The organism is Devosia sp. Root413D1, from assembly GCF_001425235.1.
GTDB lineage: Bacteria > Pseudomonadota > Alphaproteobacteria > Rhizobiales > Devosiaceae > Devosia_A.
Window position 1 is genome coordinate 852,553 of record NZ_LMEA01000011.1, and the last position, 26,661, is coordinate 879,213.

The following is a 26,661-nucleotide window of genomic DNA, read 5'->3' on the forward strand; positions in this document are numbered from 1 at the left end:
CTCCCCGCCTTGCGGCGTCTTACCTTTGGTCCCCGGCTCGCTGGCGCTGCAGCGCCAGCGCCAGCAGCACGGCGACCACGTCGATGAGCCGCTCCGGCGCCTCAGGGCGCTCGCCCGGCTCGAACGCCAGCCCGATGACGGCCTGTTGGCTGGCCCCCTGTCCGGCCGGCCAGAAATCGAAGCGTGACGCCAGTTCCGGATAGACGCCGGCGCGCGAACCGGTTCCCCCCGCAGCCAGCGTGCGAACCGCCTCGAGGTCGGGGGCCCCCAGATCGACACCGCCGACCTTGCTGGTGAAAACCACCTGGCCCTCCGCCACCAGCAGCACTGCGGCGGGAGCCCCGAACAGCGCCGCCAGCGCCTTGCTGGTGCTCGCGGCGATCGCCTCGGCACTGTCGGCCGCCATCACCTCGCGGCTATAGTCCCTGAGCCGGCTCGCCTGGCTTCTGAGCAACGCCGCTTCAGCGCCCCGGCGCTGCGAGGTGAACGCCACGGCGCTGACAATCAGCCCGATGAGCAGCAGCAGCCCGATGGCCCAGATATTGGAGGGATCATCTACGGCGAGCGACAGGCGCGGCTCGGTGAGGAAGAAATTGAAGGCCAGCGCACCGAGCACCGCCGCGGCAAGCGAGGGGCCGAAGCCGAAACTGACCCCGGCGATGACGACGGGCAGGACGAAGAGCAGCGACAGGTTGGGGATCGGCCCCACCTGGTCGACGCCAACCGCGAGGGCGGTTGCGGCGGCCGTCATGGCAAATGCGGCGAGATAGCCAAGCGCCGCCCTGCCATAGGGAGAGGCAAAGGCCGACCCGGCGCCTGGAATGGAAGCGGCGTCCTCTGACGCCTTCAATGCAATGTGAGCCATCTTCGACTCCTCAGCTGATCCCTGGAGCAATTCGCAACGCCGGTGGTTTCCGACGTCAGCGCCCTCAAGCTGGTCCCGGAGACATGCGGATTTCAATGTGGAGGGAGCAGGCCCGGCATAGGGAAATCATATAGATTCGGCGGGACGAGGCGCGCCGCCGAAAGACGTCGGGCAGACGCCCCCTGCGTTCCGCCCTTCCCTACGGGAGAACGCCTGCCGAGAACGCCGGAATGAGGCGGACGGCATTTTCGGCCGTCACCAGCTTCAGGACCTCATCGGGCAGATCCAGCGCGGAAATGCTCCAGCGTCCGGTGCCAGGCGGGTTGTCATCGGAGTACGGGAAGCACTCGTCGTCGGTTGCGAGAAAGCGCAGGTAGCGGCGGTAGTCGCTCGCCTGCGCCGGAAAAATATCGGTCCCCATGAGGACGCGGGTCGGGTGCTTCAGCAGCAGCCGCCGTGCCGCGCGGGGCTGGCGTCCGAGCTCGGCGATGCGCGCCGAAATGTCGATGTGGAAGTTCGGATAGCTGGACAGCATGCGGTCCACCCAGCCCAGATCCTCGGCATAGCAGCCGACATGGGCGCCGATGAAGGCAACGCCGGGGTTGTCCGCGACTGCGTTTTCCAGCGAGCCGATCAGCCGCTCGAAGCTCGGAAACTGCGGCCCGTGAAAATGCCAGTCCGGGTGGTGCGAGAGCTCCTCGTAGCGCTCGTTGCTGGCATCGAGCGGGCGAAAGAAGGCAACCGGATCGGCGACGTGGACCAGCACGGGAACACCGGAGGCGGCGACCGCCTGCCAGAGCGGCGACAGGCGGCGATCATCGAGAAACAACGGCTCTCCCTGCTCATCGCGGGTGCCGAGGCCAATATCCTTCCACAGTTTCAGCCCGCTGGCGCCGCGCCGGGCAGAATCGGCGAACGAGGCGGCGAAGCGACCGCCCCAGCCGGTACTGCCGGTCTCCGTCCAGTCGACGCGCGCGAAGCTGGCAAAGCGCCCGGGATGGGCGCGGTCGTAGCGATCGAGGTTGGCTTCGAGCTCGTCACCCCAGCCGCCGTCGAGGTTGACGACGCCGCGCACGTTGACGCTGTCCAGCATGCTGACGAAAGCCGGCACATCCGCGACGGCCCAGCCGTCGGTGTGCCAGCGGCCCAGGTGGTTATGGGCATCGAAGGCTGGTAGCGGGAAGGCCTGCGGGTGGTGCTCGACCAGCCGCACCGTCGCCTCGGGTCGGAAATCCCGCAACAGCAGCTCGATCGGGGCATTGCTGGTTCGCAACGGTACTCTTGCAGCGGCGGGCTTGGATGCATCGCTCATGTTCATGACCTCGAGGGTTCAGAAGCGCAGGGCCGCGGGCAGCTGGTGGCTCGTGGCGGTCACCATCTGCCCAAACAGCTCGGTGCCGCGTTGCGGCCCGAGCGCTGCGACCAGCGGATCGGTCAGGAACAGGCTTTCCAGCGTGCCGCGGTCGCCGGCCAGCACGGCGCTCAGCAGCGCATTCTGCCGTTCGGCATGCGGACGGACCAGCGCTTCGGCGGCAGCCGGCAGGCGACCGGCATAGACCGGGCGAATACCGGTGCCGGAGAACACGGCATTGGTTTCGACGATCGTGCCCAAAGGCAGGCCTTCCAGCTGCCCCTGGTTGGGCAGGTTGGCGTTGATCACCAGCGTTTCGCCGCGCAGCAGCGCCCGCAGTTGCGGCACCAGCGCCTCCTCCGAGGCTGGCGGCAGCGCTGGCACCGTGCCGCCCTGCACCGCCAGCCGATCGGCCTCCTGCGTCGCCTTGCGGCTGCGGCGGCGATAATCGACCGGCGTCAGGCCGAATTTCCAGTCGGCCGAGTTTGCCAGGTACCAGTTGGACGGCAGGAACTCCGCCAGGTGCCGATCGCCGGCCGCGGCAGCGATGCCCAGCCGCGTCGTCAGGTCGAACTTCACCCGGTTGTAATCCTCGAAATACCGCTGCTCCTCGTTGTGCTGATCGATCGGTTCGGCACGCCACCCGGTTGCGGCATGCTCGGCGGCGAAGGCCAGGTAATCCGGCAGCCAGTCGCGGCCGCCGACGAACGCCTTGTCGGCGAAGGTGAAGTGATTGATGCCCAGCACGTTGATCTCGACATCGCTATAGGCGAACCGGTCGGTGCCGGTGCGCTGGTTGGCGAGCTGCGCCACCAGGTGCCGTAGCTTGGTCACCTCATGGCACTCGCCCCAGGCGCGGATGCCGGGGAACACCCGATAGAGCGTCCCGGTCAGCACCGACATCGGGTTGGTCAGGTTGCAGACATAGGCATTGGGGCTGTGCTTGCCGATGGCCTCGGCAATGGTTGCCATGATCGGGATCGCCCGCATCGAGCGGATAAAGCCGCCTGGCCCGACGGTGTCGCCGACCGACTGCAGGATCCCCGCTTTGGCCGGCAGGTCGAGATCATGGGCCATATCGTCAAAACTGCCGGGCAATATCGAAATGACCACGACGTCGGCGCCGGCGAGCGCCGCCTGGAGGCTCTCCGCCACGACGTAGCGCAGCTTGACCCCATGCGCCTCGGAATAGCTGTTGCCCAGGTCCGCGTTCCGCTGGGCGGCGGCGGCATCGAGGTCGAACAACCGGACCTCGCCGGCAATCGTCGCGTCATGGACGAGGTCGGCCATCAGCACCCGCGTCCAGTTCAGCGAGCCACCGCCGACATAGGCCAGCGCGATTTCGGCGTTTTGGGTGTCAGTCACGTCGCGTTCCTTCAGGTTGATCAGCACAAGCCCCCCGGGCATGTGCGCGGGGGCCAGGGCGGAGGGCATCGCAGTGGTGCGTATTCTGCTGCACCGGCTGTTCAAACCACCCCGCGAATGCGATGTATCAGTGTCGTCAGCCGGCGCATTGACCGGACTGATACACTAATATATTGAGCCCGTAAATCGTCCGGCGCCACTGCCTGTCGCCGGCAAGGAAGATGCGAATGAAGACACCGATCCAGGAGAGCCCGTCGACGCTGGCCGCAAGCCTCGGCCTCGCAAGGCCGCACCAGGCCGAGCGGCGCACCAACGCCGCGGTGATCCACGATGCGCTCTACAAGTCGATTGCCCGCATGGAGCTCCGGCCGGGCGAGCCGCTGCAGGAAAAGGCGCTGACCGAGCTGTTCGGCGTGAGCCGGACGCCGGTGCGCGAGGCCCTGGTCCGCCTGCAGGGCGAGGGGTTGGTGGATATGCAGCCGCAGGCGGGGACCTCGGTCGCCCTGATCCCGAAGGCGGCGATCCGCGAATCCATCATCATCCGCCGCGGGCTCGAGCAACTGGCGGTCACCCGCCTGGCCGCGGTGGCCAACGAGCGGGATATCGCCCGCCTCGATCTGCTGATCGCCCAGCAGCGGCTGGCCGTGTCGATCGACGACCAGGTTGGCTTTCACGATGCCGACGAAGAGTTCCACGAGCTCATCGCTCTCGCTGCCGGGTTCTCGATGCTCTGGCCGATGGTGCGGCAGATGAAGGTGCATCTCGATCGGCTGCGCGTCTTGTCGCTGCCGCTGGAGGGACGCATGGGCGTCACCGTCGACGAGCACCAGCGCATCCGCGACGCCATTGCCGCGCGGGACGTGGAGGCGGCGAGCAATGCCATGCACGACCATCTTGGGGTGATGATCCCCTACATCGACCATCTCAGTTCGAGCTACCCCGATTATTTCGTCAACGCCAGGGAAGCTCACCGCGTGCCGACCATCTGAGGGGGCCCTGCCCCACTGCTGGACGAACAATTGCCGGCCGGTCCGGCCCGTTTCACCGAGGTTTCTCTATGATAGTGACTCACGAATTCGAATCGAAGGTGGCGAGCGGCGCGGCCGCCGCGGCCCTCGGGGCTGCGGCGATCGCCGACACCATTGCGGCGCGCGGCCACGCCAATATCGTCGTGGCGACCGGGGCCAGCCAGTTCGAGATGCTGGACCATCTGGTCGCCGCAGCCCATGTCGACTGGTCGCGTGTTTCGGCGTTCCACCTCGATGAGTATGTGGGCATCGCCCCCGACGCCAAGGCCAGCTTCCGGCGCTACCTGAGAGAGCGCTTCACCCACAAGCTGCCCGCGCTGGGCGCCTTTACCTTCATCGAGGGCGACGCCGAGAATCTGGATGCCGAACTCGAGCGGCTGAACCTCCTGCTCGACGCCCATCCGATCGACGTGATGTTCGCCGGCATCGGCGAAAATGGCCACCTGGCGTTCAACGATCCGCCGGCCGACTTCACCTCGACCATCGCCTACAAGCTGGTGGAACTCGACCTGCCCTGCCGGCAGCAGCAGGTGCGCGAGGGCTGGTTTGCTGACCTCGACGCCGTACCCCTGCATGCCATCTCGATGACCGTGCAGCGGATCCTGAGCAGCCGGACCATCGTCCTGACGGTATCGGACGAACGCAAGGCTGACGCGGTGCAGAAGGTGCTGGGGGGGGAGATCAGCAACCTCTGCCCTGCCTCCATCCTGCAGCAGCACGACGCCTGCCACCTCTTCCTCGACCGCAGCGCCGCGATGCGCCTGTCGCCCCGGCGCGCCAGCCTGACCGCATAAGCCTCGGCAGCGACTGCCCGCTGACGCCCCGATTGACCGAGACGACACCACTGCCCCTTCCCGGGGATACTGTTGACGATCGAAAGAAAATACTAATATATCACAACGAGGATGACGGCCCCGCGGGCTGGATGACAGGGAGACAGATGATGACACGGATGGATAGACGAACGCTTCTTGTCGGGGGCGCCGCGACGGCGGCCTATCTCGGGCTTTCAGGGTTCTCGCGCGCCGAAGATACCCTCATGCGCATGGCCTGGTGGGGCGGCCAGTCCCGCGCCGAGCGGACGCTGCAGGCGCTGGCGATCTATGCCCAGCAACACCCCGGCCACACCGTCGATACCGAATATCTCGGCTGGGACGACTATTGGCCGAGGATCGCCACTCAGTCCGCCGGCGGCAACGCCCCGGACGTGCTGCAGATGGATATCGAGTACCTGGCCGAGTACGCCTCACGCGGCGTGCTGCTCGACCTCGACAGCTATGTCGGCTCGGCTCTCTCGGTCGGCGATTTCGACCCGGCCGTGCTCGACAACGGCAAGGTCGGCGGAAAACTCTATGCCGTGGCCAACGGCGTGAACGCGGTGGCCATCGCCTACAACTCGGTCGCCTATGAGGAGGCCGGCGTGGCGCCGCCCGACGCCTCCACCACCTGGGAGCAGTTTGCCCAGCTGACCGCCGAGTTTAGCAGGAAGACCAAGCGCCAGGGCATGTTCGGCACGGCCGATGGCAGTGCGGCCCAGCCGGTGCTCGAAACCTGGCTGCGCCAGCGCGGCAAGGAACTCTACACCCCGCAGGGCAAGCTCGCCTACGATGCCGGCGATATCACCGAGTGGTTCCAGATGTGGGCCGACATGCGCGCCGCCGGCTCGATCCCGCCCGGCGATATCGAGGCTCTGGGGCAAGGCAGCATCGACAACTCGCTGTTTGCCCAGTCGCGCGCCGCCGTGGCCTGGGCCAACTCCAACGAATACGTGGCCTACCAGAGCTTTACGCCCGATCCGGTGCGCCTCTCGCCCTATCCGCGGGTCGGCGCCGACGGCAAGGGCGGGCTCTACGTGAAGCCGTCGCAGTTCTTCGCCGTATCGGCCCGCAGCCGGAACCCCGAGGCGGCCGTCGTCCTGCTGAACTTCCTCTTGACCGACCCGGCCGCCACCACGGCGCTCGGCAGCGAACGGGGGATCCCCGCATCGGCGGCGGTGCGCCAGCGACTGAGCCCGTCGATGGATGAAGCCGACAAATTGATGAGCGACTACATCTCCGGTCTGGGCGAACTTGCCGGAGCGCTGCCGCCGCCGCAGCCGCCCGGCAACGGTGAGATCACCGATGCCTTCAGCAGCGCCTCGCAGGAGGTTTCGTTCGGCGCCAAGTCGCCGGCCGATGCCGCTGCCGACTATATCGCCAGGGCCGAAGCGGTGCTCACCCGCGCCTGATGCCGACGCCGGGCCAGCCTCGCGCTTGGCCCGGCTCCCGCCCGCCCCAGCGCGGCACCATTCCAAACGAGCCCTCTCATGCCATCTTCGCCCCGGCGAACCAGCCAAACGCTGCGCAAGGCCGCCCCGGCCTATCTGTTCCTGACGCCATGGTTGCTGGGGCTGCTCGGCCTGACCATGGGCCCAACGCTGATTTCGCTCTACCTGTCCTTCACCAGCTTCGACCTGTTCCAGGCGCCGCAGTGGATCGGCGCGGACAACTACCTGCGGATCGCCACCGCCGATCCGAACTTCATGGCCTCGATGCGCGTGACCTTCATGTTCGTGGTGACCGCCGTGCCGCTGAAGCTCTGCTTCGCCCTGGCCCTCGCCATGATCCTGAACCGCGGCATCAGCGGATTGCCGGTGTACCGGGCGATCTTCTACCTGCCCTCGCTGCTCGGCTCGAGCATTGCCGTTGCCATCCTGTGGCGGCAGCTGTTTGCCGGCGATGGGGTGGTGAACGGGCTGCTCGCGCCGTTCGGTATCCAGGGACCGAGCTGGATTTCCGACCCGCGCTATTCGCTCTGGTCGCTGGTGCTGCTCAGCGCCTGGCAGTTCGGCTCGCCCATGGTAATCTTCCTCGCCGGGCTTCGGCAGATCCCCACCGATCTCTATGAGGCCGCCAGCATCGATGGCGCCACGAGGCTGCGCAAGTTCGTCTCGATCACCCTGCCTTTGCTGACGCCGGTGATCTTCTTCAACTTCATCGTGGCGATGATCGACGCCTTCCAGTCGTTCACGCCGGCCTTCGTGGTGTCGCGCGGCACCGGCGGCCCGCTGAACTCCACCCTGTTCTACGCCCTCTACATTTACCGCGAGGCCTTCGGCTTCTTCCACATGGGCTACGCCTCGGCGCTGGCCTGGGTGCTGCTCGTCATCATCGCGATCTTCACCGCCATCGCATTCCTCACATCACGTTTCTGGGTCTACTACGATGCTTGAGCCAACCAGCCCGGAACGCCCCGCCCGCGCCACGCGCCGGCCCCTGGCCAGCCTGATCGTGCACGCGCTGCTGATCGCAACCTCGTTTGCCATGCTGTATCCGCTGCTGTGGATGCTGGCGGCGTCGTTCAAGCCGCAGGAGGAGATCTTCAGCAGCACGTCGCTGATCCCGCAGCAGTTCACCCTCGACGGTTATGTCAGCGGCTGGTCCGGGCTGAGCGTCGATTTCGGCCGCTTCTTCCTCAACTCGCTGACCATCTCGCTGCTGTCGATTGCCGGCAACCTCATCGCCTGCTCGCTGGCCGCGTTTGCCTTTGCCCGGCTGCAGTTCCCGGGGCGAAAGCCACTGTTCGCCATCCTGCTGCTGACCATGATGCTGCCCTATCACGTCACGCTGATCCCGCAATACGTGATGTTCTTCAACCTCGGCTGGGTCAACACGCTGCTGCCGCTGATCGTGCCGAAGTTCCTCGCGGTCGATGCGTTCTTCATCTTCATGATGGTGCAGTTCTTCCGCGGCATTCCGCACGAGATCCAGGAGGCCGCGATCATCGACGGCTGCAACCCACTGCAGGTCTACTGGTACGCCATCCTGCCGCTCTCGACCCCGGTGCTGGCGACGGCAGCCATCTTCACCTTCATCTTCACCTGGGACGACTTCTTCGGGCCGCTGATCTACCTGAGCGACGTGCGCAAATACACCGTGTCGCTGGGCCTGCGGACCTTCGTCGATGGCACCGGCATTTCCAACTGGGGCGCCGTGTTCGCCATGTCCTGCCTGGCGCTCGTGCCGGTGCTGCTGCTGTTCCTGTTCTTCCAGCGCTTCCTGATCCAGGGGATCGCAACCACCGGGATCAAGCGATGACCGGCATCAAGTAACCCCTGACCCGCAGCCTCCAACCAGCCACCCCCTCGGCATCGCTTCGCGATGAAGGAACAACTCATGCTCAAAATCTGTCTCATCGGCGCCGGCAGCACCGTCTTCGCCCAGTCGATCCTCGGTGACGTGCTCTCCAATCCAGCGCTGCAGAACGCCACCATCAGTCTGTTCGATATCGACGAGACCCGGCTCTCCACCTCCTACGTCGTCGCCAACCGCATCGGCCAGACCCTGGGGCTCACCAACCTCAAGGTCGAGGCGACGATGGACCGGCGCGCCGCGCTGCAGGGTGCCGACTTCGTCATCCTGATGATGCAGGTGGGCGGCTACAGGCCGGCGACCATCACCGATTTCGAGGTGCCCGACAGTTTTGGGCTCAACCAGACCATCGGCGACACGCTCGGCATTGGCGGCATCTTCCGGGGCCTCCGCACCATTCCGGTGCTGTTCGACATCTGCCGCGACATGGAGGAGGTGTGCCCGGATGCAACGCTCCTCCAGTACGTCAACCCGATGGCCATCAACTGCTGGGCCATCAAGCAGCAGTTCCCGCATATCAAAACCGTCGGCCTCTGCCACTCGGTGCAGGAAACCTCGCACCAGTTGGCGGAGCTGCTGGGCGAGAACCCGGCTGACCTCAGCTATCTCTGCGCCGGCATCAACCACGTCGCCTTCTACCTGAAGTTCGGCAAGGTGCTGCCCGATGGCGCCTTCGAGGATCTCTATCCGCGCCTCAAGGCCATCGCCCAGCACGGCCCGATCCCCGACGACGACCGGGTGCGCTTCGACCTGTTGAAGCGGGTCGGCCACTTCGTCACCGAGTCGAGTGTGCATTTCTCCGAATACAACTCGTGGTTCCTGAAGCGCGGCCGGCCGGACCTGCTGGACCAGTACAACCTGCGCATCCGCGAATATCTCTACCGCTGCGAAGAGCAGATCGCCGACTGGCACCAGCTGCCCGGACCTGCTGGACCAGTACAACCTGCGCATCCGCGAATATCTCTACCGCTGCGAAGAGCAGATCGCCGACTGGCACCAGCTGCGCCGCGACCTCGAAGGCGATGCACCGCTCGAGGTCGAGCAATCCAACGAGTACGCCGCGGGCATCATCCGCTCACTGACCACGGGCGAGCCCGGGCTGATCTACGGCAACGTCCCCAATCGCGGGCTGATCGAGAACCTGCCCGATGACGCGGTGGTGGAGGTCCCCTGCCACGTCGACCGCAACGGCATCCAGCCCACCCGCATCGGCCGCATCCCCGATCACCTGGCTTCGATCATGCAGCTCTCGATCAACGTGCAGCGCCAGACCGTCGCTGCGGCCGTGACCGGCAAGCGCGAACACATCTACCACGCCGCCATGCTCGACCCGCACACCGCGGCCGAACTATCGCTGGATGAGATCTGGAGCCTGGTCGACCGGCTGATCGAAGCGCATGGCAACTGGCTGCCGGCTTATCGGTAGCGGGAGGCGAGGCCGGTGCGGGCTGCCCCCCCACCCCTGTCCCCTCCCCGCAAGGGGGAGGGAGACCAAAACGCCGGCATCAGTGAGTGCGTCTCCCTCCCCATTCCGGGAACGCTATTGCGTCCCCTAGGGGGGAGGGGACAGGGGGGTCAGCTCGCACCAGCCCTCGCCAGTCTCCCACTTCACACTCGTCGGCGTCAGCGGCTGGCGCGAAGCACCCGGTTATGGTCCACATCGATCGCGACGGCACCGACCTGCCGGAACTCAACAGCTGGAGGGCGCCCGTGCCTCGCCATTCTCACTCGCCCTCCCAGGCCATTATCGTTGGCATTGACGGTGGCGGCAGCAAGACGCTGATCGCCAGCGCCGACCGCGGCGGACAGCTGATCAGCCTGGAACGGGGCCGCGGCACCAGCCCGCTCGAAAGCCCGGGCTGGCGCGAGGCGCTGGCCGAACTGGCCCGGCCGTTTGCCGGCGCGTCGGGATTGGCCGGCGTCGCGGCAGCCCTGCCGGCCTATGGCGAAGTCGAGGCGGCGTCGACGGCCCAGCGGCAGGCGATCGGCGAGCTGTTCGGCGCAGCGCCGCAGCGCCTGCTCAACGATGTCGACGCCGCCAACATCGGCGCTTTCGCCGGTGGGCCGGGCATCCTGATCCTCGCCGGCACCGGCTCGATGGCCTGGGCGCGAGACCCGGCGGGAAACTCGCACCGCACCGGTGGCTGGGGCGAGGTCATCGGCGACGAAGGCAGCGGCTACTGGATCGGCAACCGGGTGCTTGGAGCGATCAGCAAGGCTCTCGATGAGCGTGCCGCCCCCACCGCACTGGTCGACGCGGTGTTCGATCGGCTCGGCCTCGCGTCCGCCGACGGGCTGAACGATCTGGTAGGCTGGGCCTCGCGCCTGGGCGAAGCGCGCATGCAGATCGCCGCGCTGGCGCCGCTCGCCCTCGCTCTCGCCGAACAGGGCGATCCGACCGCCGGCGCCATCGTCGATGCAGCGGCCGCCGAGCTCGCCTTGCACGTACGAACACTGGAGCGACGGCTCGCCGCCCCGACAATGGCCTGGAGCTTTGCCGGCGGGCTGTTCGCCAGCCCGGCGCTCCGGCGAGCCGTCACCAGGCATGTCGGCCGGCCACCATCCCTGCCCCGCCTTCCCCCCGTCGGCGGCGCGCTGCTGGCCGCCGCCCAACACCTGGGCTGGCCGATCGACCAGGGCTGGATCGATACGCTTGCGGGCTCGCTCGGCGAGTTGTCGGGGAGCTGAGGATTGGCAGTCGGCGCCCCCTCCCCCGCAAGCGGGAGAGGGCCGCCGACTGCTGGCACTACGCGATCTTCCGCCGATAAGCCGCCATGGCGAACAGGTACGCCACCACCAGGATCCCCACGCACCAGACGAGCGCGATCCAGATGTCGGCGCCGACCGGTTGCTGGGTGAGCAAGTCGCGGATGGCGTTGACGATCGAGGTGACCGGCTGGTGCTCGGCGAAGGCGCGCACCGGGCCGGGCATGGTCTCGGTGGGAACGAAGGCCGAGCTGACGAAGGGCAGGAACAGCAGCGGATAGGAGAAGGCGCTGGCGCCGTCAGGGGTTTTGGCGGTGAGGCCGGGGATCACCGCGATCCAGGTCAAGGCCAGGGTGAACAGCATCAGGATGCCCGCCACCGCCAGCCAGTCCAGCACCCCTGCCCCCGAGCGAAACCCCATCAGCACGGCGACCAGCACCACCACGACGAGCGAAATCATGTTGGCGACCAGCGAGGTCAGGACATGCGCCCAGAGCACCGATGAGCGGGCGATCGGCATCGACTGGAAGCGCTCGAAAATGCCGCTCTTCATGTCGAGGAACAGCCGGAACGCGGTGTAGGCGATGCCCGAGGCCACGGTGATCAGGAGGATGCCGGGCAAAAGGTAGCTGATATAGGACTCGGTACCGGTGTTGATGGCGCCGCCGAACACATAGACGAACAGCAGCATGAACATGATCGGCATGATCGTGGTGGTGATGATGGTGTCGAGGCTGCGGGTGATGTGGCGCAGCGAGCGGCCCAAGAGGATGACGGTATCGCCGACAAAGTGCCTGGTCATTGCAGTTGTCCTTCGCGGTTGGTGCCGGGGCGCTGGTGAGCGCCCGTTCCGACCAGGGCGAGGAAGACGTCCTCGAGCGTCGGCTGTTTCTCGACATATTCGATGGTGACGGTCGGCAGCAGTTTCTTGAGCTGAGCCAACGTGCCGTTCACGAGGATCCGGCCCTCGTGCAGGATGGCGATGCGGTCGGCGAGCTGCTCGGCCTCATCGAGATACTGGGTGGTGAGCAGCACCGTGGTGCCGTTGCGGGCGAGTTCCTTGATCGCCTGCCACACCTCGAGGCGCGCCTCGGGGTCAAGCCCAGTGGTCGGCTCGTCGAGGAAGATCACCGGCGGATTGCCGATCAGGCTCATGGCGATGTCGAGCCGCCGGCGCATACCGCCCGAATAGGTCGAGACCTTGCGGCCCGCCGCCTCGCTGAGCGAGAACCGGCTGAGCAGTTGGTCGGCGACGCCGCCGGGATCCCTGAGGTGCCGCAGCCGGGCCACCAGCACGAGGTTCTCGCGGCCGGAGAGGATTTCGTCGACCGCCGCGAACTGCCCGGTGAGGCTGATGCAATCGCGCACCCGCGCCGCCCGCGTTGCCACATCGAAACCGTTGACCGCGGCAGTACCTCCGTCGGCCTTGAGCAGCGTCGAGAGGATCTTCACCAGCGTGGTCTTGCCGGCGCCGTTCGAACCGAGCAGGGCAAAGATGCTGCCCCGCTCCACCTCGAGATCCACCCCACGCAGCACCTCGAGTTTTTGGTAAGACTTCGTCAGGCCCCGCACATGGATTGCGGGGCTCAGAACCTGGTCGGTTCGCATCTTGTCTATCCGTTCTGGCTGGTTACGACTTGTCGCCGGCGGCGCTGTCGATGGCGCTGATCAGCCGCTGCCGTTCCCGGGCGCGCCAGTCGCCTTCCGCATAATTGCGGATGAAGGCTTCGATGAATTCGATCGGGTCGTCCCCGACGATGTCGCGGATCGGCGTCTGATTGGCGGCGCTCTGTTCGAACAGGTCGGCAAGGTTTTCGAACAGCGAGGCCGCCGCGTCGGCCTCGACCACCCCACCCGCCACCATCAGGTAGCGCTCGAACGCATCGACCGCGCTGCGATAGGGCTCGGGCAGTTTCTTGACGCGCGCCTTGTACTCGCGCCAACGCTTCTTTTCGCCGATCACTTTGGCGGCGAGCTTGGCAATGGACATCACTTGTCTCCTTGGTTGAGCTGGCTGAGGCGATCCGAGAGGAAGCTCCAGGTCCTCCAGAACTCTTCGAGATATTCGCGGCCCTCGGCGTTGAGCGAGTACACCTTGCGCGGTGGCCCTTTCTCGGACGGCACCTTCTCGACATCGACGAAACCACGCTGTTCGATGCGGACCAGCAGCGCGTAGACGGTACCTTCGGCGATGTCGGCAAAACCCTGATCCCGCAACCAGGCGGTGATCTCGTAGCCATAGGCGGCCCGCATCGAGAGGATGGCGAGCACGATCCCCTCCAGCGTTCCCTTCAGCATCTCCGTCATCTGTTTGCCCACCGGGGCACCTCGTGCTAGTCTGCGTTACTGACTACCGGTAGATAGTATCGCTTAGTAGTAGAGTCAAGACCCGCCGATCGGCGTGGCTGAGGAGATTCGGTGAGGTCGCCAGCAGCGGCGCTTCACAACGCGACTGGCTCTCCGGCGCAGGCGCATTGGCGGCAAGTCAGAGTCGTGCCCCACCCACCGGGTCACTCCCGCGAAAGCGGGAACCTCGGTTTTCTTGGCCTTTGCACGATCGCAAAACGGAGTTCCCCGCTTTCGCAGGGACCCAACCCACAGCCCGCGCAGGCGGATGGATGGCGGACGAGGGCAGAAGCCCTCGCCGCGAGGTCCCTGCTTTCGCAGGGATGACAGCCGGTGGGTGGGCGCGGTCGTAACTAACGCCTATGGGCGAAGGCCGGGATGACTTGGCGCGAACAGGCTGGCCGCGGCGATGACACCACGGCGGCCTGGCATGGTGCCTGCTACAGCCTTGCCCAGATCATCATGGCAACCAGCCCTGCCGTCGTTCCCGTGACAATCGCAAGGAAGACGGTGGCGTAAAGCCACCACCGATCTCTCGGTTCTCGGTCCATTTCCGCTATGACGGCCCCCAAAGCCTAGTGAGGCAGGTGTCGCTTGCCGACGACTCCTGCCGGTCCCTTCCGCGGCGCGAACGCGGGGACAACGCTCATAGCTTAGCGCCTGGCGCCTGTAGTTTTGCTGACAGGATGGGCGCTTGTGCGCCTATTTGCGCAGGCAGTCACAATCGCGGCGGGATGGAGATCAGCAACCCAAGCGTGACGCCAATGCCGGCCGCCGTCACCATGAGGACAAAAAAGGCCGCGAGGACTGCCCACCATGAAAGCTTCGGTTCCATCCCTGCCCGATAGCACAGCGCGGCTGACAGCTACCTGATCGGCAGGCCGGCCTGCCTGCGCCAGGGTGACACCTGGGATGGGGGCGCCCGTGGCAGCGCCCCCCTCACTTTACGCCCACGCCCGAAGACTAAGCCCGCAACTGTCGGGCTGTCTCCACGAGGTTGCGCAACGATGCCTCGACCTCCGGCCAGTTGCGGGTCTTGAGGCCGCAATCCGGGTTGACCCAGAGCTGTTCGCCCGGGATGCCCTCCGCGGCCTTCCGCAGCAGCGCCAGCATCTCCGGCTGGCTCGGCACGCGCGGCGCGTGGATGTCCCAGACGCCGGGGCCGATCTCGTTGGGGTAGCGAAAATCGCGGAACGCTTCGAGCAGCTCCATGGCCGAGCGCGAGGTCTCGATCGAGATCACGTCAGCATCCATCTCAGCGATCGAAGGCATGATATCGTTGAACTCGGCGTAGCACATATGGGTGTGCACCTGTGTCTGGTCGGTGACACCCGAAGCGGTGATGCGGAAGCAATCGACCGCCCAGCGGAGGTATTCCTGCCAGTCGCTGCGGCGCAGCGGCAGGCCTTCGCGCAGTGCCGGCTCGTCGATCTGGATGATACCGATGCCGGCCGCTTCGAGGTCGAGCACCTCGTCGCGGATGGCGAGCGCAATCTGCCGGCAGGTTTCGGCGCGCGGCTGGTCGACCCGCACAAAACTCCATTGCAGGATGGTGACCGGGCCGGTGAGCATGCCCTTCATCGGCTTGTCGGTGAGCGACGCCGCATAGGCCGACCAGCGCACTGTCATGGCCTGGGGCCGCGACACATCGCCATAAATCACCGGCGGCTTGACGCAGCGCGAACCGTAGGATTGCACCCAGCCGTTTCTGGTGAAGGCGAAGCCGTCGAGCTGCTCGCCAAAGTACTCGACCATGTCGTTGCGCTCGAACTCGCCATGCACCAGCACGTCGAGGCCGATCCGCTCCTGGATGCGCACCGCCCGCTCGGTCTCCGTCTCGAGGAACCGTTCATAGGCAGCCGCGTCGATCTGCCCGTGCTTGAACGCGGCGCGCTGCTCGCGCACTTCCTGCGTCTGCGGAAACGAGCCGATGGTGGTGGTCGGGAAGGCCGGCAGGCCGAAGCGCCGGCGCTGCGCCGCTCGGCGGATGGCGAACGGACTGGCGCGATTGAGCGGCAGGCTGGCAGCCGCCCTGCCCTTCACCTCGGCGCGGTGGATGCGTGGCGACTGCCGATGCGACAGGGCCGCGGCGGCGCTCGCTTCGAAGGCGGCCCTCGCGGCTGCCGGGCCCTTCTGCATGGCGCGGGTCAGCGCCGACACCTCGCCGAGCTTCTGGGTGGCGAAAGCCAGCCACGACCGTAGCTCGGGGTCGAGCTCGGTTTCTGCCTCGAGATCCACCGGGCTGTGCAGCAGTGAGCAGGACGGGGCGATCTCGAGCCGATCAGGGCCGACGCTGTCCCATGCCTTGCTGACCAGCGCCAGCTGCCGGTCGAGATCGGCCCGCCAGATATTGCGGCCATCGATGACGCCGACCGACAGCAGCTTGTCCGCCGGCAGCGCCTTCAGCACCGCGGGGAGCTGTTCGGGGGCGCGGACGAGATCGACATGGAGGCCCGCCACGTGCAGCCCGGCGGCGAACTCGGTATTGTCGCCGAGCGCGCCGAAATAGCTGGTGAGCATGATCCGCGGCGCCACGGGCTGCAGCACCTCATAGGCGTGGCGGAGCGCCGCCCGTTGCGCCACGCTGTGGTCGAGCGCCAGGATCGGCTCGTCGATCTGCACCCACTCAGCGCCAATCGCCTTCAGCGTGCCGAGCAGTTCGGCATAAACCGGCAGCACGGCGTCGAGCAGGGTCAGCGGGTCGAGCCCGTCATCCTTGGGCTTGCCGAGGCTCAGCCAGGTGACCGGACCGACCAGCACCGGCCGCGTCTCGATGCCGAGCGCCCTGGCCTCGAGCACCTCGTCGACCGCCTTGCTCGAGGCGAGGCGGAACTGCTGGCCGCGATACAGCTCGGGCACGATGTAGTGGTAATTGGTGTCGAACCACTTGGTCATCTCCATTGCCGGCGCTGCGGCCGTGCCGCGCGCCATGGCGAAATAGCGCTCCGTCGGGTCGGCGATGGCCTCGAACCGTGGCGGGATGGCGCCAAGCGTCGCGGTCATGTCGAGCACGTGGTCGTAAAAGCTGAAATCGTTGGACGGGATCACCTCGATCCCGGCGTCGCGCTGCAACTGCCAATGGCGGGCGCGCAGCGCCTGGCCGGAGGCGTCGAGGGCCTCTGCGTCGATCGCCCCCTTCCAGTAGGCTTCAAGGGATTTCTTCAATTCGCGATGGAGGCCGATACGGGGAAAGCCGAGATTGGCTGAACGGGTCATGGTGTTTTCCGATGCGTGAACGGGCCCGGCGCCGAAAAGCGCGGGCAAAAAAGCTGATCAGGATGGAGCCGGTCGCCGGAGCGTTTTCAGGAAAAGTTGTGAGACTTTTCCGGTTCGAAAGCGCGACAACGAAAGGCCGCCGGTTCAGCGACGCATTCGGAAGTGGTGACGATGGTTCGTCATGGTCTGGTCCTCTCGCCGATCCGCCCGATCGACTGCAAGTGCACAATCACTTCCACGGTAGGTCTCCTGGCTCGCGGGGATCCTGAACGCTCGCCTTCCCGGCTTCTCGCCAGTGGCTCGTTGAGCGCCCATCACCGCCTACAGTTGCGGGGGCAGCTCCGGACTTGGGGACCACCCCCATACCGGATTCCCTGTTATCCCCTTGCGGGGACCATGGACGGGGTGAGGTTGCCGCAGGGATGGGGCGCTGTCAACGGGACATAAAGATTCCTTTATATGACACCGATGGCCGAAGATTGACGCGAATCTAAATATGCGTAGGTTTTGCCCTGTGTCGTGGTCGCCTGAGTCGCAAGGACGGGCGATAATAGGGAAGCCGGTGCGGGCAAATTGCTCCTGTCCGGCGCTGCCCCCGCAACTGTGATAGTCGGCTACGCCGACCAGCCAGATACCTGCCACGACAGGTTCAATCAAAAAACCGAGCAGTTAACGGGGTATCCTTGTGACTAGTGATGTCTTGTCGTGGCTTGATGCCGTTCTATCTCATCCATTCCTCCTTGCTGTGGTCCCGGTGGTCGGCGCGATCATCGTCGCTCGCATGTCGCAGCGGCGGAAATGACCCGTGAGTGAGGATTGCGTCATCAAGACGTGATCCTCGCTTGACGCGACCCCCGAACGAGACCACTACATCTAGTGTGTCGTGGTCACTCGGGTCGCAAGGACGGGTGATAATAGGGAAGCCGGTGCGGGCAATTGCTCCAGTCCGGCGCTGCCCCCGCAACTGTGATAGCCGGCGCTGCCGGCCAGCCAGATACCTGCCACGACAGGTTAGTTCGTCCACGGGCGGGGTGCACCGGTTGGCCGCGAAAACGCTTGGGCCAGTTGCGCCTGCGCGCCGTTTCGCGACCTCGGAAAGCCCCGCTGCCACTCACGGGGTTACTTGAGGCACATGTCCACTTCAGAGATCGTCCATTCCGACACCGGCCGCCCGGTTGTCGTCACCTCACCCGAGCCGCACGCGGCCAATGCGCCGGGCTTCTCGCTGCTGAAGCGCAATGGCGGCACTGTGCCGTTCGATCAGAGCAAGATTGCCGTGGCGCTGACCAAGGCGTTCCTGGCGGTCGAAGGCAACAAGGCGGCCGCCTCGCGCCGGGTGCACGAAATCGTCGAGCAACTGACCGAGGAAGTGGTGGCGGCTTTGGTCCGCCGGGCCAAGGATGGCCGGGTGTTCCATATCGAGGACGTGCAGGATCAGGTCGAGCTGGCGCTGATGCGCGGCGAACACCAGAAGGTCGCCCGCGCCTATGTGCTCTACCGCGAGGAGCACGCCAAGGCCCGCGCCGACACGGCGGTGGCGCCCGCGTCCCCCGCGATCCGCATGGCCGATGGCGCGCCGCTCGACGAAGCGCGCCTCGCCACGGTCATCGCCGAAGCCTCTGCCGGCCTCGACGGCGTGGTCGCCGAGACCATCCTCACCGAGACCCGCCGCAACCTCTATGACGGCATTTCCACCGAGGAGCTGGCGCTGGCGCCGATCCTCGCCACCCGCACCCTGGTCGAAACCGAACCCAATTACGCCTATGTCTCGGCGCGCCTGCTCAACGACAAGCTGCGCCGCGAAGCGCTGAGCTTTCTCGCCGGCCGCCCCGACCAGGCGACGCAGGCCGAGATGGCGGCCCGCTATGCCGAGTATTTCCCCGCCTATCTCGAACGCGGCATCGGGCTCGAACTGATCGACCCGGAACTGGGCCGCTTCGACATCGCCCGCATCGCCGCGGCGCTGCGGCCGGAGCGCGACCAGCAGTTCCAGTATCTGGGGCTGCAGACGCTCTACGACCGCTATTTCCTCCATGCCGCCGGCACGGTGTTCGAGCTGCCGCAGGCGTTTTTCATGCGCGTCGCCATGGGCCTCGCGGTGCGTGAGATCGACCGCGAAGCCCGCGCCATCGAATTCTACAACCTGCTCTCGAGCTTCGACTTCATGGCCTCGACCCCGACCTTGTTCAACGCGGGAACGCTGCGGCCGCAGCTCTCGAGCTGCTTTCTCACCACCGTCGCCGACGACCTCGACGGCATCTTCAAGGCGGTGAAGGACAACGCGCTGCTCGCCAAATATTCCGGCGGGCTCGGCAATGACTGGACCCCGGTGCGGGGGCTCGGTGCCCATATCAAGGGCACCAATGGCGAGAGCCAGGGCGTGGTGCCGTTCCTCAAGGTGGCCAACGACACCGCCATCGCCGTGAACCAGGGCGGCAAGCGCAAAGGCGCGGTCTGCGCCTATCTCGAGACCTGGCACGTCGATATCGAGGAGTTCCTCGATTTGCGCAAGAACACCGGCGACGACCGCCGCCGCACCCACGACATGAACACTGCCAACTGGGTACCGGACCTGTTCATGGAGCGCGTCGAAGCCGGCGCCGACTGGACGCTGTTCTCGCCCGACGAAACGCCGGACCTGCACGATCTCTACGGCCCGGCCTTCAAATCGGCCTATGAAGCCTATGAAGCCAAGGCGGCAGCCGGCCAGATCAAGGTGTTCAAGACGGTCCGGGCGCTCGATCTGTGGCGCAGGATGCTGACCATGCTGTTCGAGACCGGCCACCCCTGGGTGACCTTCAAGGACCCCTGCAACATCCGCTCGCCGCAGCAGCATGTCGGCGTGGTGCACTCGTCCAACCTCTGTACCGAGATCACGCTGAATACCAGCAAGGACGAGGTGGCGGTCTGCAATCTCGGCTCGATCAACCTCCTGGCCCACATCGGCGACCAAGGCCTCGACCTCGAGCGGCTGCAGCGGACCGTCGCTACCGCGATGCGGATGCTCGACAATGTCGTCGACATCAACTTCTACACCATCCCGGAAGCCCGCCGCTCCAACCTCCGCCACCGCCCGGTCGGCCTGGGGCTGATGGGCTTTGCCGATGCGCTGCAGGCGCAGGGCATCGCCTATGGCTCGGATGCTGCGGTGGAGTTCGCCGACCGCTCGATGGAGGCGATCAGCTACTACGCCATCACCGCCTCGACTAACCTCGCCGAAGAGCGCGGCGCTTACGCCTCGTTCCAGGGCTCACTGTGGTCGAAGGGCGTACTGCCGATCGACAGCCTCGAAATGCTCGCCGCCACCCGCAGCGAGATCCATATCGACCGCACCCAGCGGCTCGACTGGGAGACGCTCCGCCAGCGGGTCAAGACGGTTGGGATGCGCAACTCCAACACCATGGCGATTGCCCCGACTGCCACCATCTCGAACATCTGCGGGGTGAGCCAGTCGATCGAGCCGGGCTACCAGAACCTCTACGTCAAATCGAACATGTCGGGCGATTTCACCGTGGTGAACGCGCTGCTGGTGCGCGACCTCAAGGCCCGTGGCCTGTGGGACGAGGTGATGATCTCCGACCTCAAATATTTCGACGGCTCGGTCGGCCAGATCGGCCGGGTGCCCGACGACCTCAAGGCCATCTACGCCACGGCGTTCGAGCTCGATGCGGGCTGGCTGATCGCCGCCGCCTCGCGCCGGCAGAAATGGATCGACCAGGCACAATCGCTGAACCTCTACCTCGCCAACCCCTCGGGCAAGGCGCTGGACACGCTCTATCGCAGCGCCTGGAAGGCGGGGCTGAAGACCACCTATTACCTGCGTTCGCGCTCGGCGACGCATGTCGAGAAATCGACGCTGAAGGGGACAGACGGCAAGCTCAACGCCGTGGCGGTGACGCCGGCGGTTGCGGTTGCGCCGGTGGTCGAGGCGCCGAAGAAGCTGGCGTTGGAAATGGCCGTGCTCGATGGGCCGGCCTGCCTGATCGACGACCCCGACTGCGAAGCCTGCCAGTAAGTGCTGACCTTCCCCTCACCCTAACCCTCTCCCCGGAGGGGAGAGGGGACGCAAGCTGAACCGTCACAGCTCCATCGCCCCCTCTCCCCACTGGGGAGAGGGTCGGGGTGAGGGGCAGCAACTAAACAAGGATTTCCCGCCATGTCCCTCGATTGGTCCCAGGACCTACCCAATAACCACCTCCCCGCCCCTGCTCCCGAAGCCCGCATCGATCGCGCCGGCGGCCGTGTCTCGGTCGACGACAAGGCGATGATCAACTGCCGCGCCGACGTGAACCAGCTGCTGCCGCTGAAGTACAAATGGGCCTGGGAGAAATACCTCGCCGGCTGCAACAACCACTGGATGCCGACCGAAGTCTCCATGCAGGCCGACATCGCACTGTGGAAATCGAAGGATGGCCTCACCGATGACGAGCGCCACACGCTGAAGCGCAATCTCGGCTTCTTTGCCGCCTCGGAAAGCCTCGTCGCCAACAACATCGTCTTGGCGATCTACCGGCACCTCACCAACCCGGAATGCCGGCAATATCTGCTGCGCCAGGCCTTCGAGGAGGCGGTGCACACCCACACCTTCCAGTACATCGTCGAGAGCCTCGGCCTCGATGAGGGCGAGCTGTTCAACATGTATCGCGAGGTGCCCTCGATCACCGACAAGGCGGCCTGGGCACTGAACTTCACCCAGCACCTCGACGATCCGGATTTTACCACCGGCACGCCCGATACCGACCGCGCGTTCGTGCGCGACCTGATTGCCTTCTACGTGATCTTCGAGGGCATGTGGTTCTATACCGGCTTCGCGCAGATCCTGTCGCTGGGCCGCCGCAACAAGATGGTCGGCATCGCCGAGCAGTACCAGTATATCCTGCGCGACGAGAGCATCCATCTGAACTTCGGCATCGACGTGATCAACCAGATCAAGGCGGAGAACCCGCATGTCTGGACGCCCGAGTTCCAGACCGAAGTGCGCGACATGATCAGGAAGGCCGCCGAGCTCGAAGCCGCCTATAGCCGCGACACCATGCCGAGGGGCTTTCTCGGCCTCAACGCGGCGCTCTGCGAGCAATACATGCACTTCATCGCCAACCGCCGCTGCGCCCAGCTCGGCCTCGCCTCGGTGTTCGGCGAGACCGAAAACCCGTTCCCCTGGATGAGCGAGGCGATGGATCTGAAAAAAGAGAAGAACTTCTTCGAGACCCGCGTCATCGAATACCAGAACGGGGGCGCCCTGAGCTGGGATTGAGCCTTAAAGGGGCGCGTTGCGGCTATGCCCGCGCGCCCCTCTGCTGCACGCCCCGACCGGTCACGCCGAGCAGGCTCCAACCTCCCGCAAAACCGTACGCCGCGGTCAGGCGTTGCGGCGACCGAAGACCCGGGAAGCTCTCAGGTGGTCCGGTGCTTTCGGGGCATGGAGCTGCTGCGGTGACATCATCTCGTTCAGGGCAGCAGTGAGATCGAACCGGTCAGACGGATCGACGGTCGAATGCGGCGCCGCAAAGGGGTTGGGGTGGAGTTTGCCGAGCATGCCATCCTTGACAAAGAGGTGCAGGCGGAAAACTGCCATCTTGAGCTGTTCGCCCGCGTGAGTTCGCGTCATTTCGCGCAGCTTTTGGAGCACAAATTCGGCCCGCCCCTGCTTGTTCCAGCCATAGACGACAAGACCGATACCGCTCTGTCGCATGATTTCCTGGAGCCTGTCGTCGGCGGCATTGAGGGCCGCGACCGTGCGGGCATCGGTGAACAGCAATATCTTGTTGCCCTTCGACTCCAGCTGGATGCCAAGTTGCTGGAGGATGGATCCTATGTTTGCGTCCTCAAAGACCGCCGGCGGAAAAATGAGCTCAATCTGCGACTTGTAACTCAAAGGCATCCAAGAATCTCTCCTTCTGCAATGGCATCACTTGTCCACAGACAATAGAACAAAGAGTAAAATGGACTTGTTGCTTTGCGTAGAAGTGAATGAAACCGCTTCCGCAGCAACGTTGCCGGGCTCATGGAGGACGAGCCCTGGGCTCGCCGGCACGATACGCTCAGGCACATCCTCAGCCGGCTGCCGCAGCTCCCGGGGGGGTAACCAGGGGGAGCAGATCAACGACCTCGGGCAAGATCACTACAATATCTATCGGCTGAGAGGATTTGACGCCAGGGTGGCGGCCTGCAATACGCTCTTTTCGGGGTCTTTTCATGCCTTCAGCATTTCAGGCGCTGGCGACACGGCTCAGGACAGGTCGGCTGCAGCGGGGGCTAGTTGAAGCGGCATCGGCGGCAGTGCGCTCACTGGGCCCCGACTTCGTCGTGCCGGTACCGGAGACTGCAATCCGGCTCGATCCGGCAATTGCCTGCCTGTACGACGCAGTAATCGGGCGTGGCGCGGCTGGCCTCGAGGTGCGGCTCTCGAGCTTGGACCCCAAGCGGACCCGCCGAAATGGCGCCCCGAGGCTGCGCTCCTACGTGTACTGGCTGTTGCGCAGCAGCGAGAAGGTCGGCTCGATCAGCGTCACGCTGTCCGATGGTGACCAGCCGTCGGCGGCGACCTTCTCGCCCTCGGCACTTCTGCCCGACGTCACGCCGCTCCCCGATCCGGCGTTCTTCGAGAACCGCGGCTATGCGGCCGAGCGAAAGCAGAGTCTGGAGCGGGCGTTGCCGTGGAACGACCGTAGCGCGGCGCTGGTGTGGCGGGGCGGTATGAACTCCCAGCTCAGCTTCGACCCCGACATGGCGCACAGCCGCCCCGACCTCTGCTCGCAACGGCTGCTGGCCTGCCTGCTGCTGCGCCACGTGCCCGATACCGACGTGAAGTTTGCCCCGGCCTGGCATCGCCACGCCGGGCCCGCGCTCTACCAGCAGCTTGGAGTCGTGGGCCTTCAGCTGGCGCCGGACAGCTGGCTGGAGCGGAAATATGCGCTCGACATCGATGGGTTCTCCAACGCCTGGTCGAATCTCTTCACGCGGTTGCTGTTCGGGTGCTGCGTGCTGAAGGTCGAGAGCCGGCACGGCTTCCGGCAGTGGTACTATGACCGGCTGCGCCCGTGGGAACACTACGTGCCCGTTGCAGCAGATCTGTCCGATCTCATCGAGCGGTTCGACTGGGTGCGCAGCCACGACGCCGAATGCCGCGATATCGCGCAGCGGGGAAGGCAGCTGGCGCTGGAGATGACGCTGAGCGCGGCGACAGCGGAGGCCGTCGCGTTGATCGAGGCCAACTGGCAGCGCCAGCGCGGACACCAATGACCCTGCAGCAAGAAGCGGGGATTGCGGGTTGCCTGTTGAAGCTCAGGCCGCCGAGCCGCCCCACCCTTCGATCAAACAATCCCACAACAATCGTCTGACAACGTCCCCTGAGACGACGGGGGCTCTATGAACACGCGTATGCTGGCCGGATTCTCTTTTGCCGGTCGCCGCGGCAACGTGGGTGTGGCACGACTCTGCTTGCTGGCGCTCTGCTCGGCCCTGTTGCTGGGGACCATGCTCTCGCCGGCCTCGGCCCAGAGCTTCACCGTCAGCAGCGGCTCGACCGCCGTCACCACGCGGACCATGACCGGGACCGGCAATATCGGGCTGATCGAGCTCGGCGGGACGCTGAAACCGGCGGCCGGCTTGGGCGTCAACATGATCGGCGACGACCAGCGGCTCGACAATTTCGGCCTGATCGAAACGGTTGGCGCCGGCGCCTATGGCCTCCGGTCGACGGGGCAGAACGTCAGCATCCATAATGCCGGCACCATCGACACCTCAGGCAGCAACGCCAACGGAATTGACGCAACGGGCGGATCTGCCGACATCGTCAATGACGGGCTGATCCACGTCGATGCGGGGTTCGGCGTCCGCCTCGATGGCGACGCCGCCACGCTTACCAACAACGGAACGATCGCTGCCGATGGGTCTTCGCTCGCTGTCTACCTGACCGGGCTGCATGCGAACTTCGTCAACTACGGAACCATCCAATCGACCGGCAGCAGCGGGGTCGCGGCCAGCGAAGATGGCTACCTCGTCAACTACGGCTCAGTGCTGATCCAGGGATCGAACGGGTTTGGCCTCGCCGTCGGACTGGGTGGACGGATCGAAAATTATGGCCTCGTCTCCACCACGGGAGATTTCGGCACCGGGATTTTCAACAATACCGGCGGCCTGGACGGCATATACGCCCATAACTACGGAACGGTTGTGACGACCGGCCGGTCAGCCAGGGGCATCTATTGGGGCGGCAATAACGGCCACCTCCTCAACGCCGGTACGATCAAGACCAGTGGCCTGCGCGCGGCGGGGGTGCTGCTGCTGGGCAACGGCATCGTGATGGAAAACGACGGCTCGATCCGCACCACCGGAGATTCCGAGATTGGCATCGCTGCGAACGGCATCGAGGCGGCGCCTTTCGCCGATCATGCGCTGATCATCAATCGTGGTTCGATCGCGACGACCGGCATCGGCGCCAGGGGCATCCTGATCGAAGGCACCAATGCCAGCATCGTCAATTCCGGCCGCATTGCCTCAGCGCAGTCGAACGCCATCGAGTTCGAGAATGGCGCCGCGCGCCTCGAGCTTCTGGCCGGCACGGCGATCGATGGGAACATCCGCTTTACCGGCACCGGCAACACCGTGAGCTTCGGCCCCGGCCTCAACGCCCGGATGAGCTTTATCGGCGCCGGAATGCCCGGGACGGTGATCGTCGGGGGCAACCCGGCGGTGATCACCGGCAACAGCATCGCGGTGCTCGATCGGGCGGGGTTCGCGCTCGCCGATGACATGAGCCTCGCCCTCCTCGGCTCCCTCTCGGGCGCTGAAAGAGGTTCCGGCCTGTGCGTCGGGGAAGAGACCGAGGCCGAATGCGACGTCTCCGCCTGGCTCTCAGGGGCTGGCGGGTTCGATCGGCAAGCGGGCAGCGACGAGCTGGCCGGCTATGGCTATGGCCTCGGTGGGTTGGTCGCCGGCCTCGAGTTCAAGCCGGGCGACGGGCTCAGCGCCGGCGCCTTCATCGGCGGCGCGGCGGCTGCCGGCGAGGTTGCCGCGAGCCAGGAAACCAACCTGACCGGCGGCATCGTCGGGGCGCATCTGGGTTTCGCGCGGGGCAGCGTCTTTGCCGATTTCTACGCCGCGCTCGGCATTGTCGGCATCGACAGCCGCCGCAGCGTCGCCGACAACCTGGTTGACGGAGGCCTCGCCGAGGCGAGCGCCGAGACGGCGGGCTACGCCTTCACCCCAGCGGCGACGCTGGGGTTCAACCTCGATACGCCGCTGGGCGTGCTGACCCCCAGCCTCAGGGCCCGCTATACGCGGCTGGAGCTCGACGGCTACGCCGAGAGCGGCGCGGCCGACACCCTCGTCGTCGATGCGCGCACCGTGGAACAGGCCGAGTTGCGGCTGCAACTGGCGCTGACCCTCGCGGCGAGCGATGTGGCGACCACGACCCTCCGCGCCGGGCTCGACCTGACCCACCGCCAGAGCAGCGTCACGGCGGAACTGGCGGGGCAACCCATCGCCTTCGATCCGGGCAATACCGGCACGCGCTATGGCAGCTTTGCCGGTGTGGACTTCGCCTATCGGCTGGCCGATGGCGGAAGTCTCGAGGCCCGCTCGGAAGTCGCGTTCGACCCGACCGGCCTCTCCGCCACCGGGCAACTGGGATATCGCAAGCCGTTTTGAGGG

General features: G+C 65.7%; 20 protein-coding genes, 1 pseudogene and 3 riboswitches. Of the genes and pseudogenes, 12 read left to right on the forward strand and 9 right to left on the reverse strand.

Going from position 1 to position 26,661, the window contains the following annotated elements:
- Positions 1-19: 19 nt before the first annotated feature.
- From ASC89_RS21410 to ASC89_RS21420, 3 genes are all read right to left on the reverse strand, one after another.
- Positions 20-865, reverse strand: coding sequence for a DUF4118 domain-containing protein (locus ASC89_RS21410; RefSeq protein ID WP_056001576.1), 846 nt, complete (start codon positions 863-865; stop codon positions 20-22).
- A gap of 199 nt (positions 866-1,064) precedes the next feature.
- Positions 1,065-2,177 (reverse strand): amidohydrolase family protein, encoded by a 1,113-nt coding sequence (locus tag ASC89_RS21415; RefSeq protein WP_082533537.1) that lies wholly within the window; start codon positions 2,175-2,177, stop codon positions 1,065-1,067.
- A gap of 18 nt (positions 2,178-2,195) precedes the next feature.
- Positions 2,196-3,581: an alpha-galactosidase gene (locus ASC89_RS21420; protein WP_082533538.1), complete on the reverse strand. Its 1,386-nt coding sequence runs from the start codon at positions 3,579-3,581 to the stop codon at positions 2,196-2,198.
- Between the two features lie 227 nt (positions 3,582-3,808).
- On the opposite strand from ASC89_RS21420, the gene ASC89_RS21425 reads away from it, so the two are divergent.
- The 7 genes and pseudogenes from ASC89_RS21425 (at position 3,809) to ASC89_RS21455 (ending at position 11,427) form a co-directional block, all read left to right on the forward strand.
- Positions 3,809-4,570, forward strand: a complete 762-nt coding sequence (locus ASC89_RS21425) for a GntR family transcriptional regulator (protein WP_082528346.1) — start codon at positions 3,809-3,811, stop codon at positions 4,568-4,570.
- Between the two features lie 68 nt (positions 4,571-4,638).
- Positions 4,639-5,403 (forward strand): glucosamine-6-phosphate deaminase, encoded by a 765-nt coding sequence (locus ASC89_RS21430; RefSeq protein WP_056001582.1) that lies wholly within the window; start codon positions 4,639-4,641, stop codon positions 5,401-5,403.
- Positions 5,404-5,561: 158 nt separating this feature from the next.
- A complete protein-coding gene (locus ASC89_RS21435; RefSeq protein WP_162247977.1) occupies positions 5,562-6,836 on the forward strand; it encodes an ABC transporter substrate-binding protein in 1,275 nt (424 codons plus the stop codon).
- Between the two features lie 78 nt (positions 6,837-6,914).
- A complete protein-coding gene (locus tag ASC89_RS21440; RefSeq protein WP_055883655.1) occupies positions 6,915-7,820 on the forward strand; it encodes a carbohydrate ABC transporter permease in 906 nt (301 codons plus the stop codon).
- Positions 7,813-8,685 (forward strand): carbohydrate ABC transporter permease, encoded by an 873-nt coding sequence (locus ASC89_RS21445; RefSeq protein WP_056001588.1) that lies wholly within the window; start codon positions 7,813-7,815, stop codon positions 8,683-8,685. The genes ASC89_RS21440 and ASC89_RS21445 overlap by 8 nt, the downstream gene beginning before the upstream one ends.
- Before the next feature lie 78 nt (positions 8,686-8,763).
- Positions 8,764-10,165, forward strand: a pseudogene (locus ASC89_RS21450) (alpha-glucosidase/alpha-galactosidase).
- A gap of 224 nt (positions 10,166-10,389) precedes the next feature.
- Positions 10,390-11,427: an N-acetylglucosamine kinase gene (locus ASC89_RS21455; protein WP_082533508.1), complete on the forward strand. Its 1,038-nt coding sequence runs from the start codon at positions 10,390-10,392 to the stop codon at positions 11,425-11,427.
- Positions 11,428-11,485: 58 nt separating this feature from the next.
- Here ASC89_RS21455 and ASC89_RS21460 read toward each other — a convergent pair whose 3' ends face one another.
- The 4 genes from ASC89_RS21460 to ASC89_RS21475 are packed head-to-tail and all read right to left on the reverse strand — an operon-like array spanning position 11,486 to position 13,752.
- The gene (locus tag ASC89_RS21460) at positions 11,486-12,247 is read right to left on the reverse strand and encodes an ABC transporter permease (RefSeq protein WP_056001591.1); all 762 of its coding nucleotides are present in this window, start codon (positions 12,245-12,247) and stop codon (positions 11,486-11,488) included.
- Complete coding sequence (locus tag ASC89_RS21465; protein ID WP_056001594.1) at positions 12,244-13,053, reverse strand: ABC transporter ATP-binding protein; 810 nt, start codon at positions 13,051-13,053, stop codon at positions 12,244-12,246. Before ASC89_RS21465 ends, ASC89_RS21460 begins: the two co-directional genes overlap by 4 nt.
- Positions 13,054-13,075: 22 nt before the next feature.
- A complete protein-coding gene (locus ASC89_RS21470) occupies positions 13,076-13,435 on the reverse strand; it encodes a DUF1048 domain-containing protein (protein ID WP_055883671.1) in 360 nt (119 codons plus the stop codon).
- The gene (locus ASC89_RS21475; RefSeq protein ID WP_200940467.1) at positions 13,435-13,752 is read right to left on the reverse strand and encodes a PadR family transcriptional regulator; all 318 of its coding nucleotides are present in this window, start codon (positions 13,750-13,752) and stop codon (positions 13,435-13,437) included. Before ASC89_RS21475 ends, ASC89_RS21470 begins: the two co-directional genes overlap by 1 nt.
- 417 nt (positions 13,753-14,169) lie before the next feature.
- Here ASC89_RS21475 and ASC89_RS28540 point away from each other — a divergent pair, with 417 nt between their 5' ends.
- On the forward strand, positions 14,170-14,310 hold the full coding sequence (locus ASC89_RS28540) for a hypothetical protein (RefSeq protein WP_156384708.1): 141 nt from the start codon (positions 14,170-14,172) through the stop codon (positions 14,308-14,310).
- Between the two features lie 444 nt (positions 14,311-14,754).
- Here ASC89_RS28540 and metE read toward each other — a convergent pair whose 3' ends face one another.
- Positions 14,755-17,007 carry a 5-methyltetrahydropteroyltriglutamate--homocysteine S-methyltransferase gene (gene metE, locus ASC89_RS21480; protein ID WP_056001600.1) on the reverse strand — a complete coding sequence of 751 codons (2,253 nt, stop codon included), beginning with the start codon at positions 17,005-17,007 and terminating at the stop codon, positions 14,755-14,757.
- Positions 17,008-17,228: 221 nt separating this feature from the next.
- Positions 17,229-17,421: riboswitch (cobalamin riboswitch) on the reverse strand.
- Between the two features lie 89 nt (positions 17,422-17,510).
- Positions 17,511-17,665, forward strand: a riboswitch (cobalamin riboswitch).
- Between the two features lie 209 nt (positions 17,666-17,874).
- A riboswitch (cobalamin riboswitch) is annotated at positions 17,875-18,028 on the forward strand.
- A gap of 111 nt (positions 18,029-18,139) precedes the next feature.
- Between metE and ASC89_RS21485 the strand changes: the two genes are divergently transcribed.
- Positions 18,140-21,022, forward strand: a complete 2,883-nt coding sequence (locus tag ASC89_RS21485) for a ribonucleoside-diphosphate reductase subunit alpha (RefSeq protein WP_056001601.1) — start codon at positions 18,140-18,142, stop codon at positions 21,020-21,022.
- A gap of 141 nt (positions 21,023-21,163) precedes the next feature.
- Positions 21,164-22,261, forward strand: a complete 1,098-nt coding sequence (locus tag ASC89_RS21490; RefSeq protein ID WP_082533509.1) for a ribonucleotide-diphosphate reductase subunit beta — start codon at positions 21,164-21,166, stop codon at positions 22,259-22,261.
- Positions 22,262-22,366: 105 nt separating this feature from the next.
- On the opposite strand, the gene ASC89_RS21495 is transcribed toward ASC89_RS21490, so the two are convergent.
- Positions 22,367-22,888: a hypothetical protein gene (locus ASC89_RS21495; protein ID WP_056001604.1), complete on the reverse strand. Its 522-nt coding sequence runs from the start codon at positions 22,886-22,888 to the stop codon at positions 22,367-22,369.
- A 314-nt stretch (positions 22,889-23,202) separates the two neighbouring features.
- Here ASC89_RS21495 and ASC89_RS21500 point away from each other — a divergent pair, with 314 nt between their 5' ends.
- Both ASC89_RS21500 and ASC89_RS21505 read left to right on the forward strand, forming a co-directional pair.
- Positions 23,203-24,249 (forward strand): glycosyl transferase family 90, encoded by a 1,047-nt coding sequence (locus tag ASC89_RS21500; RefSeq protein ID WP_082533510.1) that lies wholly within the window; start codon positions 23,203-23,205, stop codon positions 24,247-24,249.
- 126 nt (positions 24,250-24,375) lie between these two features.
- The gene (locus tag ASC89_RS21505; protein ID WP_082533511.1) at positions 24,376-26,658 is read left to right on the forward strand and encodes an autotransporter outer membrane beta-barrel domain-containing protein; all 2,283 of its coding nucleotides are present in this window, start codon (positions 24,376-24,378) and stop codon (positions 26,656-26,658) included.
- Positions 26,659-26,661 lie beyond the last annotated feature (3 nt).